This window comes from Streptomyces sp. BK239, from assembly GCF_004217285.1.
Classification (GTDB): Bacteria; Actinomycetota; Actinomycetes; order Streptomycetales; family Streptomycetaceae; genus Streptomyces.
On record NZ_SHKS01000002.1, the window covers coordinates 768,776 to 784,321 of the forward strand.

The 15,546-nt window shown below is 70.5% G+C and carries 15 protein-coding genes; 3 read left to right on the forward strand and 12 right to left on the reverse strand.

The window, feature by feature from the left end:
* Positions 1 to 105: 105 nt before the first annotated feature.
* Positions 106 to 2,160 (reverse strand): APC family permease, encoded by a 2,055-nt coding sequence (locus tag EV567_RS09290; RefSeq protein ID WP_130438171.1) that lies wholly within the window; start codon positions 2,158 to 2,160, stop codon positions 106 to 108.
* A gap of 457 nt (positions 2,161 to 2,617) precedes the next feature.
* On the opposite strand from EV567_RS09290, the gene EV567_RS09295 reads away from it, so the two are divergent.
* A complete protein-coding gene (locus EV567_RS09295) occupies positions 2,618 to 3,286 on the forward strand; it encodes a TrkA family potassium uptake protein (protein ID WP_130438172.1) in 669 nt (222 codons plus the stop codon).
* Positions 3,286 to 3,963, forward strand: coding sequence for a TrkA family potassium uptake protein (locus tag EV567_RS09300; protein WP_130438173.1), 678 nt, complete (start codon positions 3,286 to 3,288; stop codon positions 3,961 to 3,963). Before EV567_RS09295 ends, EV567_RS09300 begins: the two co-directional genes overlap by 1 nt.
* Before the next feature lie 122 nt (positions 3,964 to 4,085).
* Here the strand turns inward: EV567_RS09300 and EV567_RS09305 are convergent, their stop codons facing one another.
* From EV567_RS09305 to EV567_RS09335, 7 genes are all read right to left on the reverse strand, one after another.
* On the reverse strand, positions 4,086 to 4,844 hold the full coding sequence (locus EV567_RS09305; RefSeq protein WP_130438174.1) for a DUF3159 domain-containing protein: 759 nt from the start codon (positions 4,842 to 4,844) through the stop codon (positions 4,086 to 4,088).
* A gap of 3 nt (positions 4,845 to 4,847) precedes the next feature.
* The gene (locus tag EV567_RS09310; protein WP_130438175.1) at positions 4,848 to 5,246 is read right to left on the reverse strand and encodes an OB-fold nucleic acid binding domain-containing protein; all 399 of its coding nucleotides are present in this window, start codon (positions 5,244 to 5,246) and stop codon (positions 4,848 to 4,850) included.
* Between the two features lie 91 nt (positions 5,247 to 5,337).
* Complete coding sequence (locus tag EV567_RS09315; RefSeq protein ID WP_130438176.1) at positions 5,338 to 6,021, reverse strand: response regulator; 684 nt, start codon at positions 6,019 to 6,021, stop codon at positions 5,338 to 5,340.
* Positions 6,018 to 8,597, reverse strand: a complete 2,580-nt coding sequence (locus tag EV567_RS09320) for an ATP-binding protein (RefSeq protein WP_242620729.1) — start codon at positions 8,595 to 8,597, stop codon at positions 6,018 to 6,020. Before EV567_RS09320 ends, EV567_RS09315 begins: the two co-directional genes overlap by 4 nt.
* A gap of 397 nt (positions 8,598 to 8,994) precedes the next feature.
* Positions 8,995 to 9,759, reverse strand: coding sequence for a DUF3710 domain-containing protein (locus tag EV567_RS09325; RefSeq protein ID WP_130438177.1), 765 nt, complete (start codon positions 9,757 to 9,759; stop codon positions 8,995 to 8,997).
* A 1-nt stretch (position 9,760) separates the two neighbouring features.
* The gene (dut, locus tag EV567_RS09330) at positions 9,761 to 10,312 is read right to left on the reverse strand and encodes a dUTP diphosphatase (RefSeq protein WP_130438178.1); all 552 of its coding nucleotides are present in this window, start codon (positions 10,310 to 10,312) and stop codon (positions 9,761 to 9,763) included.
* Entirely contained in the window at positions 10,309 to 10,893 is a 585-nt protein-coding gene (locus tag EV567_RS09335) for a PaaI family thioesterase (protein ID WP_130438179.1), read from the reverse strand. The genes dut and EV567_RS09335 overlap by 4 nt, the downstream gene beginning before the upstream one ends.
* 58 nt (positions 10,894 to 10,951) lie before the next feature.
* Between EV567_RS09335 and EV567_RS09340 the strand changes: the two genes are divergently transcribed.
* Positions 10,952 to 11,416, forward strand: coding sequence for a DUF3093 domain-containing protein (locus tag EV567_RS09340; RefSeq protein WP_130438180.1), 465 nt, complete (start codon positions 10,952 to 10,954; stop codon positions 11,414 to 11,416).
* Between the two features lie 280 nt (positions 11,417 to 11,696).
* Here EV567_RS09340 and EV567_RS09345 read toward each other — a convergent pair whose 3' ends face one another.
* The 4 genes from EV567_RS09345 to EV567_RS09360 form a co-directional block, all read right to left on the reverse strand.
* Positions 11,697 to 12,662, reverse strand: a complete 966-nt coding sequence (locus EV567_RS09345; protein WP_130438181.1) for a hypothetical protein — start codon at positions 12,660 to 12,662, stop codon at positions 11,697 to 11,699.
* A 13-nt stretch (positions 12,663 to 12,675) separates the two neighbouring features.
* The gene (locus EV567_RS09350) at positions 12,676 to 12,972 is read right to left on the reverse strand and encodes a DUF4193 domain-containing protein (RefSeq protein WP_003993510.1); all 297 of its coding nucleotides are present in this window, start codon (positions 12,970 to 12,972) and stop codon (positions 12,676 to 12,678) included.
* Positions 12,973 to 13,368: 396 nt separating this feature from the next.
* The gene (locus tag EV567_RS09355) at positions 13,369 to 14,601 is read right to left on the reverse strand and encodes a HAMP domain-containing sensor histidine kinase (protein ID WP_130438182.1); all 1,233 of its coding nucleotides are present in this window, start codon (positions 14,599 to 14,601) and stop codon (positions 13,369 to 13,371) included.
* 6 nt (positions 14,602 to 14,607) lie between these two features.
* Positions 14,608 to 15,261, reverse strand: a complete 654-nt coding sequence (locus EV567_RS09360; RefSeq protein ID WP_130438183.1) for a response regulator transcription factor — start codon at positions 15,259 to 15,261, stop codon at positions 14,608 to 14,610.
* Between the last annotated feature and the right edge of the window lie 285 nt (positions 15,262 to 15,546).

Below are 15,546 nucleotides of genomic sequence, written 5' to 3' on the forward strand. Positions count from 1 at the left end.
GCGGGGTGACTCCAGGGACGAGGGTGGACGAACGGCCGGACAACAGCCCACCAGTCTACGTGGGCGCCGTCCGGCCGTTGACCGGGGTGCTGTGCGCGGGGGCGGTCAGCTCTTGGTGTCGGACGACTCCTTCGCCCGCCCCGCGTCCGCCGGACCGCGCCGGACCGATCCCGGCGCGCTCCAGTCCTGCTGCCTGCGGGCCCGCTTCTTGGCCGCCTCGGAGGACTGCAGCTGGTACGGGACGGACGTGACCATGACGCCCGGCGTGAACAGCAGCCGGCCCTTGAGCCGCAGGGCGCTCTGGTTGTGCAGGAAGTGCTCGTACCAGTGGCCGACCACGTACTCGGGGATGATCACGGACACCGCGTCACGCGGCGACTCCCGGCGCAGGCTCTTGACGTACTCGATGACCGGCCGCGTGACCTCCCGGTACGGGGAGTCGAGGACCTTCAGCGGTACGTCGATGCCGCGCCGTTCCCATTCCTCGCGCAGCGCCTTCGTCTCGGCCGGGTCGACGTTGACGGTGAGCGCCTCCAGGGTGTCGGAGCGCATCAGCTTGGCGTAGGCGAGGGCGCGCAGCGTCGGACGGTGGATCTTGGAGATGAGCAGCACCGAGTGGACGCGGGAGGGGCGGACGCTGTCGTCGCTCGGGCCCTCGGGCGCGGCGAGTTCCGCGGAGACGCCGTCGTAGTGCCGGCGGATCGCGGTCATCGTGCCGTAGAAGATCACCATGCCGAGCAGGGCGACCCAGGCGCCGTGGGTGAACTTGGTGACGAGGACGACGACGAGGACCAGGCCGGTGAAGAAGGCGCCGAAGGTGTTGATCGCACGGGAGCGGATCATGTGGCGGCGCTTGTCGGGGTCGGTCTCGGTCGTCAGGTGGCGGTTCCAGTGCCGGACCATGCCGGTCTGGCTGAGGGTGAACGACACGAACACGCCGACGATGTACAGCTGGATCAGGCGGGTGGAGTCGGCGCCGTAGATGCAGATCAGCAGTACCGCCGCGCCGGCCAGCAGCACGATGCCGTTGGAGAAGGCGAGCCGGTCGCCGCGGGTGTGCAGCTGGCGGGGCAGGTAGCGGTCCTGGGCGAGGATCGAGCCGAGGACGGGGAAGCCGTTGTAGGCGGTGTTCGCCGCCAGGAACAGCACCAGGGCGGTGGCCGCCGCGAGCACGATGAAGAAGAAGCTGCCCTTGCCGAAGACCGCCTCGGCGACCTGCGTGATCACCGGGTTCTGCACGTAGTCGGCGCCGACCGCGACACCGTTCTTCAGCAGGTCGGCGGCCGGGTTCTCGGCCATGCGGACGTCGGTGACCAGGGCCAGGACGATGATGCCGCAGAACATGGTGACGGCCAGCAGGCCCATCGCCGCGAGCGTGGTCGCCGCGTTCTTCGACTTGGGCTTGCGGAACGCCGGGACGCCGTTGGAGATCGCCTCGACGCCGGTGAGTGCGGCGCAGCCGGAGGAGAAGGCGCGCAGCAGCAGGAAGACCAGCGCGAAGCCGGCGAGGCCCTGGTGTTCGGCCTTGACGGTGTACTGAGCCGTCGGCGCCCGCATCGTGTCGTCGAGGACGAGCCCGCGGAAGGCCCCCCAGGCGATCATGATGAAGACGCCGGCGACGAACACGTACGTGGGGATCGCGAAGAGCTTGCCGGACTCCTTGACGCCCCGCAGGTTCATCAGGGTCAGCAGCACGACGACGGCGACGGCGCAGATCACCTTGTGCTCGACGACGAAGGGGATCGCGGAGCCCAGGTTCTCGATGCCGGAGGAGATGGAGACGGCGACGGTCAGGACGTAGTCGACGAGCAGCGCGCTCGCGACGGTCAGGCCGGCCTTGGGGCCGAGGTTGGTGTTGGCCACCTCGTAGTCGCCGCCGCCGCTGGGGTAGGCGTGGACGTTCTGCCGGTAGGAGGCGACCACCGTGAACATCAGGACGACGACCGCGAGCGCGATCCACGGGCTGAAGTGGTAGGCCGACACGCCCGCGATGGACAGGACCAGCAGCACCTCGCCGGGGGCGTATGCCACGGAGGACAGCGGGTCGGAGGCGAAGACGGGCAGGGCGATGCGCTTCGGCAGGAGCGTTTCTCCGAGCCGATCACTGCGCAGTGCGCGCCCGATCAGGATCCGTTTGGGCACGTCGGTCAGTTTGGACACAACAGAGGATCGTAGGCCTTCGAACACGGGGCCGCCCACCCTCCCCCGGCCTCGGCCGGGTGATGCCGTGTCACGTCTGCCTCACGGGTGAAATCGGCCACGGCGCGACGGGGGATTCTGCAGGCACACCAATCGTCATGCCTATATGACAATCCACGCTCGCCGTAGCCCTTCGGAGGTTCCATGCACACGACCGCGGAGTTGATCGGTGCCGCCGGCAGCGTCGTCGGCCTCGGAATCCTCACCTTCCTCAGTGTCTGGAGCATCAGCCGTCGCTGACCGCGCGACGGTGGCCCGGGCCGTCGCCCGTCGCCCGACGGCGCGGCCCGCACTCGGAGTGCCCCGCGCGTGTGTAGCCCGGGCGGCGGTCTGAGACCCTGTGAGGGGGTCCTCGGACGCTCATCGTGCGCGGACCCTCCAAGCCACCCCAGCGATTTCTGACCTCGGAAGGACGGTCGTGCACATCGTCATCATGGGCTGCGGCAGAGTGGGTTCCGCTCTCGCCCAGACCCTGGAGCAGCAGGGGCACACGGTCGCCGTGATCGACCAGGACCCCACCGCCTTCCGACGTCTCGGCTCCTCGTTCGGCGGCCGCCGGGTCACCGGTGTCGGTTTCGACCAGGACACCCTGCGTGAGGCGGGCATCGAGGAGGCCGGCGCGTTCGCCGCCGTCTCCAGCGGCGACAACTCCAACATCATCGCCGCGCGTGTCGCCCGCGAGATGTTCGGCATCGAGAACGTCGCCGCGCGTATCTACGACCCTCGCCGCGCCGAGGTCTACCAGCGCCTGGGCATCCCGACCGTGGCCACCGTCCGCTGGACGGCCGACCAGATGCTGCGCCGGCTGCTGCCCTCGGGGTCGGAGCCGCTGTGGCGCGACCCCACCGGCGGCGTCCAGCTCGCCGAGGTGCACGCCTCCGCCGCCTGGGTCGGTCACAAGATCAGCAAGCTGCAGGAGGAGACGGGCGTGCGCGTGGCGTTCCTGACCCGCCTCGGCGAGGCCATCCTGCCCACCTCGCAGACCGTGCTGCAGGAGGGCGACCTGGTGCATGTGATGATGCGCAGCGACGAGGTCGAGAAGATCGAGGCGTCGTTCGCCGAGGGCCCGAAGGAAGGCGGTCACTGATGAGGGTCGCCATTGCCGGAGCCGGCGCCGTCGGCCGCTCGATCGCGGGCGAACTGCTGGAGAACGGCCACGAGGTCCTGCTCGTCGACAAGGCGCCGACCGCCATCTCGGTCGAGCGCGTCCCGCAGGCGGAGTGGCTGCTCGCCGACGCCTGTGAGATCACGTCCCTGGACGAGGCGGCCCTCCAGCGCTGCAACGTCGTGATCGCCGCGACGGGCGACGACAAGGTCAACCTGGTCGTCTCGCTGCTCGCCAAGACGGAGTACGGCGTCCCGCGCGTCGTCGCCCGCGTCAACAACCCCAAGAACGAGTGGCTCTTCAACGAGTCCTGGGGCGTGGACGTCGCCGTCTCCACCCCGCGTCTGATGTCGGCCCTCGTCGAGGAGGCGGTCAGCGTCGGCGACCTGGTCCGCCTGTTGCGCTTCAGCCACGGCGACGCCAACCTCGTGGAGCTGACCCTCCCCGAGGAGTCCGCCCTCGCCGGTACCCAGGTCGGCGATGTGGAGTGGCCCGAGGACACCTCGCTGGTCACCATCATCCGCGGCACCCGGGTGCTGACCCCGACCCGCGAGGACTCCCTGGAAGCGGGCGACGAGTTGCTCTTCGTCGCCGCTCAGGCCCGGGAGGAGCAGTTGGAGGACCTGCTGTCGGTCCGCCGCGAGGACACGGTGGGCTGAGCCGCGCCCGCCCACGGCGACGCCGAGTCGCCGAGCACACACGACGGGGGCGCCCGGAGATCTCCGGGCGCCCCCGTCGTGTGTGCTCGGCGACTGTGCTCGTCGTCCGGCCGGGCCGGCGACTACCCTTCGCGGCGGTGCCGCCCGCCGGCCTCGGAGGGCGCGGTCTCCGTGTCGGTCTCCGTCCGCGCGGCAGCGGCCTTCTCCTCCGCCTCCATCTCCGCGAAGACGTCGATCGGCGCCGGCGCCTTCGCCAGGAACACCCACGTCAGCCATACCGCCAGCAGGAACGGCGGGATCTTCAGCGCGACCAGCACCCAGCCCAGCTGCGTGGTGTCGGCCCACCAGTACAGCGGGAAGAGGATCGCGCACTTGCCGAGCAGGATCAGGCCCCAGGCGTAGCTGGCCTTGGCGTACGCCTTCTTGCGGCCGGGGTTGCGGGTCCGCCAGGAGAGGTTCTCCTTGAACACCGGCCCGAGGATCAGGCCGAGCAGCGGCACCCCGCACAGCGTCGTGATGATGTAGGCCAGCGCCAGGCCCAGCGTGTAGAGCATGCCGGGGAGGTAGAAGTCCTTGGCGTTGCCGGTCATCATCGCGAACACGACACCGAAGGCGACACCGAATACACCGCTGAAGGCGTGCTTCACGGTGTCCTTCTTGACGAGGCGCACCACGACCAGGACGAGCGACACCGCGAGCGCGGCGATCGCCGACATGTGCAGGTCTTTGTTGATCGTGTAGATCGTGACGAACAGCAGGCCGGGCAGCACCGTCTCGACCATGCCGCGCACCCCGCCGAACGCCTCGAACAGCGCGGCCTCGGTCACCGCCCGGGCGTCGTCCTGCTGAGTGTCTTCGGTCGGCTTGTCGAGCGACGTCACCGGCTACTCCCTACCGAGGGGTCTCAGTTCGTACTTGGGATTGAACAGCACCCGGCGGCCCCGGCTCATCGAGATCCGGCCCGATGCGATGAGTCTGCGCCCCGGCTCTATGCCGACTATCGAGCGCCGGCCCAGCCACACCACGTCCAGCGCGGCGGAACCGTCGAACAGCTCCGCCTCCAGGGCCGGGACTCCGGCGCGCGGTCGCAGGGTGACCGTGCGCAAGGTACCAGTAACCGTCACGATCTGGCGGTCCTGGCAGTCTCCGATCCGTGTGCAGCCGGCGGTCTGCGCGTCCTCCCGCAGCTCCTCGGACTCCAGGTCCTCCTGCGACGAGGAGAGCCGATCGAGCATGCGCCGGAACCGGCCCACCGGCTTCTCGGAACGAGGAAGAGCACTCATATCTGAAGCGTACCGGGGCCCGGCGCCCACCCCGCACCCGCGTGACGCGCCCGCGCCCGCGCCCACTTCCACGACCCTGGCGGCCCGCGGCTCACTTCTCGAACCGGTATCCCATCCCCGGCTCGGTGATGAAGTGCCGGGGATGCGACGGGTCCGCCTCCAGCTTTCTGCGCAGCTGGGCCATGTACACGCGCAGATAGTTGGTCTCCGTGCCGTACGACGGACCCCACACCTCCTGGAGCAGCTGTCTCTGGCTGACCAGCCGGCCGGTGTTGCGCACCAGCACCTCCAGAAGATGCCATTCGGTGGGCGTCAGCCGTACGTCCCTGCCGCCCCGGTCGACCTTCTTGGCGACGAGGTCGACGGTGAACGCGTCGGTCTCCACCAGGACGTCGTCCTCTCCGCCTCCGGCGGGTTCGGCACGGCGGACGGCGGCCCGCAGCCTGGCCAGGAGCTCGTCCACGCCGAAGGGCTTGGTGACGTAGTCGTCGGCGCCGGCGTCGAGCGCCTCGACCTTCTCGTCGGAGGAGTGCCGGGCGGACAGCACCAGGATCGGCACCCTGGTCCAGCCGCGCAGGCCCTTGATCACCTCGACGCCGTCCATGTCGGGCAGCCCCAGGTCGAGGACGACCACGTCCGGGTGGCGGGAGGCGGCGAGCTGGAGGGCGGTGGTCCCGTCGTGGGCCGCGTCCACCTCGTACTTGCGTGCTCTGAGGTTGATCACCAGGGCGCGCACGATCTGCGGCTCGTCGTCGATCACGAGCACCCGGGTCATGAGGCCCGCCTTTCCGGTCGTACGGGGACAGGTTCCGCTGGGACGCCGCCCGGGACGTCCGTGTCGATGGGTCCCGCGCGTGATCCTGCCGCACGCAGGGTGAGGACCATGGTGAGGCCGCCGCCCGGTGTGTCCTCGGCGGTCAGGGTGCCGCCCATGGCCTCGGCGAAGCCGCGCGCCACCGCCAGGCCGAGGCCCACGCCGGTGCCGCGCGGGGCGTCGCCGTAGCGCTGGAAGGGCGCGAAGATCCGCTCCTTGGCCTCGTCGGGCACTCCGCGCCCGCGGTCCACGACCCGTACCTCGACGCGCTCGGCCATGGCGCTCGCCGAGACGAGGGCCCGCTCGCCGTCCGGGCTGTACTTGACGGCGTTCTCCACCAGGTTGGCCACCGACCGCTCCAGCAGTCCGGCATCGACGGCCACCATGGGCAGCGTCTCGGGGATGTCGAGCTCCACGCTGTCCTCGGGGACCCCGCCGAGAGCCATCGGGACCACCTCGTCGAGGTCGATCTCCCTCACGATCGGCGTGACGGTGCCGGTCTGTAGGCGGGACATGTCGAGCAGGTTGCCGACCAGATGGTCCAGCCGGTCGGCGCCCTGCTCGATCGACTCCAGCAGCTCCGCTTCGTCCTCCTCGGACCACTCCACGTCGTCCGAGCGCAGCGAGGAGACCGCCGCCTTGATCCCGGCCAGCGGGGTACGCAGGTCATGGCTGACGGCGGCCAGCAGGGCGGTGCGGATCCGGTTGCCCTCGGCGAGCGTGCGGGCCCGGTCGGCCTCCTCCTGAAGCCGCCGCCGGTCCAGGACCACCACGGCCTGCGCCGCGAACGCGGCCAGCACCCGGCGGTCCTCGGCCGGCAGCACCCGCCCCGTGAGCGCCAGCGCCATGCGGTCACCGACCGGGACGTCCACGTCGGCCTCCTCCGGCCGTTCCACCGGCTTCCCGGCGCCGGCCCGGCCCGCGCACGTCCAGGGCGCGACGTCGCTCTCCCGCTCCAGCAGGGCCGCCGAGTCCATGCCGAAGGTCTCCCGGACCCGCTCGAGGAGCCCCTCCAGGCTGGTCTCGCCGCGCAGGACGTCGCCCGCGAGGAAGGAGAGGATCTCGGACTCGGCGCGCAGCCGGGCCGCCTGCTGGGTGCGTCTGGCCGCGAGGTCCACCACGGAGGCCACCGACACACCGACCCCCACGAAGATCACTATGGCGACGATGTTCTTCGGGTCGGCGATTCTCCAGTGGTGCAGGGGCGGTGTGTAGAAGTAGTTCAGCAGCAGGGAGCCCAGCGCCGCCGAGGCCAGGGCCGGCAGCAGCCCGCCGAGCAGCGCCGCCGCGACGGTCACCGTCAGGAACAGCAGCATGTCGTTGGCGAGACCGAGGTCGACGGTGGTCAGCAGCACCGTCAGCGTGACCGGGCCGGCGAGCCCGACCAGCCAGCCCCACAGGAGCCGGGCCCGCCCCAGCCGCGCTCCCCGGGCCACCGGCAGTCCCCGCCCCTTGGCGGCCTCCTCGTGCGTGACGATGTGCACGTCGAGGTCGGGACCCGACTCCCGGGCGACGGTGGCGCCGACGCCGGGGCCGAAGACGTACTGCCAGGCCTTGCGGCGGGAGGAGCCCAGGACGATCTGGGTGGCGTTCGCCCCGCGGGCGAAGTCGAGCAGCGCGGCCGGTATGTCGTCGCCGATGACGTGGTGGAAGGTGCCGCCCAGGTCCTCCACGAGCGTGCGCTGCACGGCGAGTTCCTTCGGGGAGGCTGCCGTCAGCCCGTCGCTTCGCGCTATGTAGACCGCCAGCACCTCGCCCCCGGCGCCCTTCTCCGCCAGCCGCACCGCCCGCCGGATCAGCGTCCGCCCCTCCGGGCCGCCCGTGAGCCCCACGACGATCCGCTCCCGCGATCCCCAGATCGCCGACACCCGGTGCTCGCTCCGGTACTCCTGCAGATACTCGTCGACCCGGTCGGCCACCCACAGCAACGCCAGCTCGCGCAGGGCGGTGAGGTTGCCGGGGCGGAAGTAGTTCGACAGGGCCGCGTCGACCTTGTCGGGCTTGTAGACGTTGCCGTGCGCCATCCGCCTGCGCAGGGCCTCGGGGGACATGTCGACCAGCTCGATCTGGTCGGTGCGCCGCACGAACTCGTCAGGGACCGTCTCCTGCTGCCGCACCCCCGTGATCGACTCCACGACGTCGCCCAGGGACTCCAGGTGCTGGATGTTCACCGTGGAGACGACGTCCACGCCGGCGGCGAGCAGTTCCTCGACGTCCTGCCAGCGCTTGGCGTTGCGCGAGCCGGGGACGTTGGTGTGGGCGAGTTCGTCCACCAGGGCGACCTGGGGACGCCGGGCCAGCACTGCGTCCACGTCCATCTCCGTGAAGAGGGCGTCCCGGTAGCTCAACTCCCGGCGCGGTACCTGCTCCAGGCCGTGCAGCATCACTTCGGTGCGCGGCCTGTCGTGGTGCTCGACGAACGCCACGACGCAGTCCGTGCCCCGCTCCAGACGACGGTGCGCCTCCGACAGCATGGCGTAGGTCTTGCCCACGCCCGGGGCGGCACCGAGGTAGATCCGAAGCTTGCCGCGTCCCATGGCCCCATTGTCTTCCCGTAACCACTGCCTACGCAGCGTCGACCTTACGGCCAAGGACTCGGACAATGGGGACGAGAAGCAGGCCACTGAACGCCTTTTACGCAACCCTGACGCGCTGGGCGCCCTCCTGGTCGACACGATCATGACCCGTTCCCCCTCACCGCTCCGCTCTCCGGCCTTCACCGCTTCATCGGATGAGGCCCCCCGATCGGTTCACGCCGACGGAAGCCGACCTGGATCGGGTGCGGAGGTCGGGCCACGGCGACGGCGCGCCGGCACAGACAGGCAGACCGACAAGCAGGCAAGCGGTCCGCCAGCCGGCCGGCCAGAACAGCGAAAGGGCCGCACCCCTTCCGGGATGCGGCCCCAATTGCTCTGGATCGGCTCGCGCCGCGCCCTAGCGGACCTCGGTGATCTCCGGCCCGCGCTGCAGCTGGCCCATTCCGCCGGAGAACCGGGAGCCGGCCTCTTCCTGCTGGACTCCCTCGGGCACCATCTGGGCGTCGTTCGGCAGCTTCAGGACGATCGGGTCCCGGGGGGCCATCGGACCCTCGCCGCGGACCACGACCGTGTCGCGGAAGATCTGCTCGAGCAGGCCGGCGGCCTGCGGCTGCACCGCGCCCTGTCCCGAGATGACGCCGCGCAGGAACCAGCGGGGCCCGTCGACGCCGACGAACCGCACGACGTGGAACCCGCCCGTGCCGTCGGGCAGCTGCACCGGCACCTGGGCGCGCAGCTCCCAGCCCAGCGGTCCCTCGACCTCGTCGATGATGCCGCCCTGCTGGGTGATGCCGGAGCCGATCTCCTCGCGGACCTCGCCCCAGATGCCCTCCCGCTTGGGCGCGGCGAAGGCCTGCAACTGGATGGCGCTGTCGCGCAGTACGACGGTGGCCGCGACGATCGCGTCGCCCGCGACCTCGACCCGCAGCTCCATGCCGTCGACGCCGGGCACGAAGATGCCGCCCAGATCCACGCGCCCCTCGCCGGGGTCGCGCACCTCGGAGCTGTCCCAGGGCCCGTCGGGCCGCGGTTCGGGCTCGAGCCGCACTCGCTCGCGCTCGCCCTCTACCTCGTCCGCCTCAGTGTCGACACTGTCGACGACCTGCTCGGCCTCGCCGGCCGCGTCCTCGGCGGCACCCTTCTTGTTGCGACGTCCGAACACGTCACTGTCCTTCCCGGTCGGATACGACCGAAGCGTATCGATTCCCACCCGTCGGACCGCCTGCGGCGGCCTGACCACTTGTGCCGCTTCCGCCGTCCACGGCGGCGTGACCACCGGTGGACCCGAAGCCCCCCTCGGCCCGCGCCGAGTCGGGAAGTTCCGCCACCTCGTGGAAGCGGACCCTCTCGACCTGCTGGACGACCAGTTGGGCAATCCGGTCGAAGCGCTCGAACCGCACGGACTCGCGCGGGTCGAGATTCACCACGATCACCTTGATCTCCCCACGGTACCCGGCATCAACCGTCCCCGGGGCATTCACGAGGGCGACGCCGCACCGGGCGGCGAGCCCTGAACGAGGGTGCACGAAAGCCGCGTACCCCTCGGGCAGCGCGATGGACACCCCCGTCGGCAGTACGGCCCGCTCCCCCGGCGCGAGTTCACGGGCCTCGGTGGTCCGCAGATCGGCGCCCGCGTCACCGGGGTGCGCGTACGTCGGAAGCGGTACGTCGGGGTCGACGCGCCGAAGGAGGACCTGCACGGGAGAGTGGCTCACGGGTTCACCTCGAAGGCGCGGGTGCGCCGGACCTGGTCCGGGTCGCTCATGGCGGCCTGGATCTCCTCCTCGCGGCCGTGGTCGACGAAGTGGTCGACCTTGACCTCGATGAACAGGGCGTCGGCGCGGACGGCGACGGGGCCCTCGGGGTCGCCGATCCGCCCGGTGGCGGTCGAGTAGATCTTCCGGCCGGCCACCGCCGTCACCTCGGCCTCCAGGTGCAGCGTGGCGCCGACCGGCACGGGACGGACGAAGTCGGTCTCCAGCCGTCCGGTGACCGCGATGGTGCGCAGCAGCCAGTTCAGCGAGCCGAGCGTCTCGTCGAGCGCGGAGGCCAGGACACCGCCGTGGGCCAGCCCCGGCGCCCCCTGATGGGCGGGCTGGACGGTGAACTCGGCGGTGACGGTGACGCCTTCGCCGGCCCGCGCCTCCAGGTGCAGCCCGTGGGGCTGCCCCCCGCCGCATCCGAAACACTGTTCGTAGTGGGCACCGAGAAGCTCCCCGGGCACGGGGGCATCGGGGTGCCGAACGGGTTTCACCGCGTCGGCCGGAGGTTGAAGAACCGGGGAAGTACCACTCACAGCCGCAGACCTTACCCGCGCGTCGGAGAGATGCGGACACCGTGCCAAGCTTGGCTTCATGCAGCTCTCCGCCACCCCGTACGAAGAACGCCTCACCGCCCCCCGTTCGTGGTGGTTCGTCTCGTTCCTCGTCGGAGTTTCCTTCGCACTGATCCTGCTGCCGTTCGGCACCCTGCCGCTGCTCGGCGGTCTGGTCGGCGGGACCGCGGCGGCGGCGGTCGTGGCGAGCTCGTACGGGTCCGTCCGGATCCGGATCGTGGGCGACTCGCTCGTCGCGGGCGACGCCAAGATCCCGGTGTCGGCGCTGGGCGAGGCAGAGGTCCTCGACCCCGAGGAGGCACGCGCCTGGCGCACGTACAAGGCGGACACCCGCGCCTTCCTCCTGCTGCGCGCCTACATCCCCACCGCCCTGCGTGTGGAGGTCACCGACCCGGACGATCCGACGCCCTACCTGTACCTGTCGACGCGCGAGCCGGAGCGGCTGGCGGAGGCGCTGCGGGCGGCACGGAAGACGGCGGCCTAGAGCGCGGCGACGGCCCCGGAGGCGCTGCGCCAGGGCTCGGCGATCAGTCGGCACCGGACGGTGCGGTGTCGGAGGCGGCGGTCCCCGTCCCCACGCCCAGCGCCCCCCGGCTGAGGGCGCGGGGCGGCCGCGAAGCGGCGAGCGGCTGCCCCTGACACGTGGCGCCGGGCTGCCTCAGGCCGCAGGCAGGCGGCGAGGGCAAAGGTTTCGCCCGTGCCGCGCGAAGACCTGGCGGCCTCTGCTCGGGTGCCGCTCCACCGGCCCGCCGGCCCACGGGGGCTCAGGGCTTCCCGGGCTCTTCCCCCGGCCCGCGCAGAAGCTCCCTGGGGTCGCCTGTGAGGGGCAGCGGACGCTCCGGTGTCTCCAGGGGCGGCAGTTCGGGCAGCGCGTCCCAGGGCACCTGGCGCTTGCGCAGGTCGGCGCGGATCTTGGCCGCCAGCCTCTTGGTGTCCCGCCGGTTCATCATCGCGCCCACGGCCGCGCCCACCAGGAAGGGCATCAGGTTGGGCAGGTCGCGGACCATGCGCTTCATGATCTGCTGCCGCAGCTCGCGCTTCATCTGACCGCCGAGGGCGGAGTTGAGGGAGCTGGGCTTGAGCGGGTCCACCCCGCGCTCGCCCGACCACACGCGCAGGTACGTGGTGCTGCGGTCCTTGAGGTTCCCGGGCGGTCGTACGCCGTACACCTCGTGCAGTTCGGCGATCAGCTTGAGCTCGATCGCGGCGACGCCCGTGATCTCCGCGGCGATCTCGGCCGGCATCGCGGGCGGCACGGGGAGCATCGCGGCCGCGCCCACGCCCGCGCCGACGGTGGACGTGGCCTTCGCCGCGCCCGAGACGAGTTTGTCTGCGAGCTGCTCCGGGCCGAGGCCGGGGAAGTGCCCGCGCAGTGTCCGCAGGTCCCGTACGGGAACCCGCGGCGCGATGTCGATGATCCGGTCGGCGAGATGGGCCAGGCCGGCCCGGGCACGGCTGCCGCTCTTGCGGACGCCGTCCTTGGCCAGGTCCACGGCCTTGTCCCGGATCGCCGCCGCCCGTCGTCTGGCGACGGGCGCGGCGTCCCGAGCGGCGGCCGGGAGGTCACCCCGGTCGTCCGCCGATGCGAGCGAGGCCGATCCCGCGGGAAGCACTCCCGCGCCGGATGAGCCTCGCTCGTCGTCACGCACGCCGTGAGGGCCGTCGGACGGCCCCTTGTCCGCTCCCGGGCGAAGGAAGCGGCGCTTCCGAGGAGGGGTCGAGCCAGTCACGGCCGACCCGCCCTCAGTCGCAGTCGCGGCAGATCGGCTGACCGTTCTTCTCCCGGGCCAGCTGGCTGCGGTGGTGCACCAGGAAGCAGCTCATGCAGGTGAACTCGTCCTGCTGCTTGGGCAGCACCCGGACGGCCAGCTCCTCATTGGAGAGGTCCGCGCCGGGCAGTTCCAGTCCCTCCGCGGCCTCGAATTCATCGACGTCCACGGCGGAAGCGGACTTGTCGTTCCGTCGTGCCTTCAGCTCTTCAAGGCTGTCGGAGTCGACATCGTCATCGGTCTTGCGTGGGGTGTCGTAATCGGTTGCCATTTCGCCTCTCCCCCTCTGGGTGTCTGCGGTGTCTCCAGCGCACGTAACGCGTGAGAGGCCGGACTTGTGCCCGCCTCGAGGCGGAGATTTTGCCTCACATCAAGGTCTGTTACTCAATCGACACCCAACCGGACTCCTCACGGGTGATCGGGTTGGATGGCGATCGGGACCGTACACGGTCCGAATGTCGCACCTCAAAGGCGCCTCACCGTGTACTTCCCGTGATCAGGACCCCCGAAAACCCGGAGTTTCCGGGCTTTCCGAAGGCATTCATGATCACGGAGAGTAGATGGCCAGAAAATCGCCCTTGTGATCGATCACACACGGCGGGCCCGGATCGCGACCTTGAAAATTCCGCGCAAAGCGAACATCCCCGCGTGTGTCGGCGACATGATCTCAGACGGGAAGGGTGACTCGCATCATGAGCCCTCCTCCCTCGCGTGGTTGCGCGGCGATATGACCGCCGTGCGCACGGGCCACGGACCGCACGATGGACAGTCCGAGCCCGACTCCCTTGTCGCTTCCGGTGCGTTCCGTGCGCAGCCGCCGGAAGGGCTCGAAAAGATTGTCTATCTCGTACGCGGGAACGACCGGCCCCGTGTTCGACACCACGAGGACCGCCTGGCCGTGCTGGATCTCGGTGGTCACCTCGACCCAGCCGTCCGCCGGGACGTTGTACCGCACGGCGTTCTGCACGAGGTTGAGCGCGATCCGCTCCAGCAGCACGCCGTTGCCCTGCACGACGGCCTTGTGGCGCTTGCCGCGGATCTCCACGCCCTTGGCCTCCGCCTCCGCGTGCACCTGGTCGATGGCCTGTCCTGCCACCTCGGCCAGGTCGACGGGCTTGCGCTCGACGATCTGGTTGTCGCTGCGGGCGAGCAGCAGCAGGCCCTCCACAAGCTGTTCGCTGCGCTCGTTCGTCGCCAGCAGGGTCTTGCCGAGCTGCTGGAGCTCCACGGGCGCGTGGGGGTCGGAAAGGTGCACCTCGAGCAGCGTGCGGTTGATCGCCAGCGGTGTCCTCAACTCGTGCGAGGCGTTGCCGACGAAGCGCTGCTGGGCGGTGAAGGCGCGCTGGAGCCGCTCCAGCATGTCGTCGAAGGTGTCGGCCAGCTCCTTGAGCTCGTCGTCCGGTCCGTCCAGCTCGATACGGCGGGACAGGTCGGAGCCGGCCACCGCGCGCGCGGTGCGCAGGATGCGCCCGAGCGGGGCCAGGACGCGGCCGGCCATGGCGTAGCCGAAGGCGAAGGCGATCACGGCGAGGCCGAGCAGGGCCAGCAGGGAGCGGCTGAGCAGGTCGTCCAGGGCGTGCCGACGCTGTTCGTTGACGCAGTCGTTCATCGCCTGGTTGAACACGTCGGGTGTGGCCGACCCGGGCAGGTCGCAGACCTGGCTGATGACCTTGCCCTGAGTGATCTTGAAGGGGAGTTCGCTGCCGACGTTCAGCGCCTGCGCGGCCAGCAGGTAGATGATCGACAGCAGCAGGATGCCGGCGATCAGGAACATGCCGCCGTACAGCAGGGTGAGCCTTATCCGGATGGTCGGGCGCAGCCAGGGGAAGGGCGCCTGCGGCCTTCTCGGGTCCCACGTGGGCTTCGGAGGCGCCTGGGGAGGCGCTGGTGTCGTGGCCATGGTGCGTCAGATCCGGTAGCCGGAGCCGGGCACGGTGACGATCACCGGGGGTTCGCCGAGCTTGCGGCGCAGGGTCATGACGGTCACGCGCACGACGTTGGTGAACGGGTCGGTGTTCTCGTCCCAGGCCTTCTCCAGGAGCTGCTCGGCGGAGACGACGGCGCCCTCGCTGCGCATCAGCACCTCCAGGACGGCGAACTCCTTGGGGGCGAGCTGGACCTCCTTGCCGTCGCGGAAGACCTCGCGGCGGTTGGGGTCGAGCTTGATGCCGGCGCGCTCCAGGACGGGCGGCAGCGGCACGCTGGTGCGCCGGCCGAGGGCACGCACGCGTGCGATCAGCTCGCTGAAGGCGAAGGGCTTGGGGAGGTAGTCGTCGGCGCCGATCTCCAACCCCTCGACGCGGTCGCTGACGTCGCCGGAGGCCGTGAGCATCAGCACGCGCGTGGCCATGCCGAGTTCGACGATCTTGCGGCAGACGTCGTCGCCGTGCACGAGCGGGAGGTCGCGGTCGAGGACGACCACGTCGTAGTCGTTGACGCCGATGCGCTCCAGGGCGGCCGCCCCGTCGTACACGACGTCGACGGCCATGGCCTCCCGGCGCAGACCGGTGGCCACCGCATCGGCGAGCAGTTGCTCGTCCTCGACGACGAGTACGCGCACGTCGCTTGTCCTTCCTGTGTCCACCCGCGCAGCGCTCAGTGGGCGCACGCGGGCAGGGGTCCTGGTGGGTGTGTGCTTCCATCCTGCCCTTTTGGTCCATAAGTCGGCGGTAAGGCGGGTGAGTGAGCCATGAAGGACCGGTGTGAAGCCGGGCAGTGCCGGATTTTCTCGTTCGGTTGAGGTTTCCGGCGGAGGGAGCGGGGGGAGGACGGCTTTACACCCCGCGATCACGCTCTGCATGTGCCGCAGCACCATGCGGCACTCCGCGGTCTGCTCCTCCGCAGA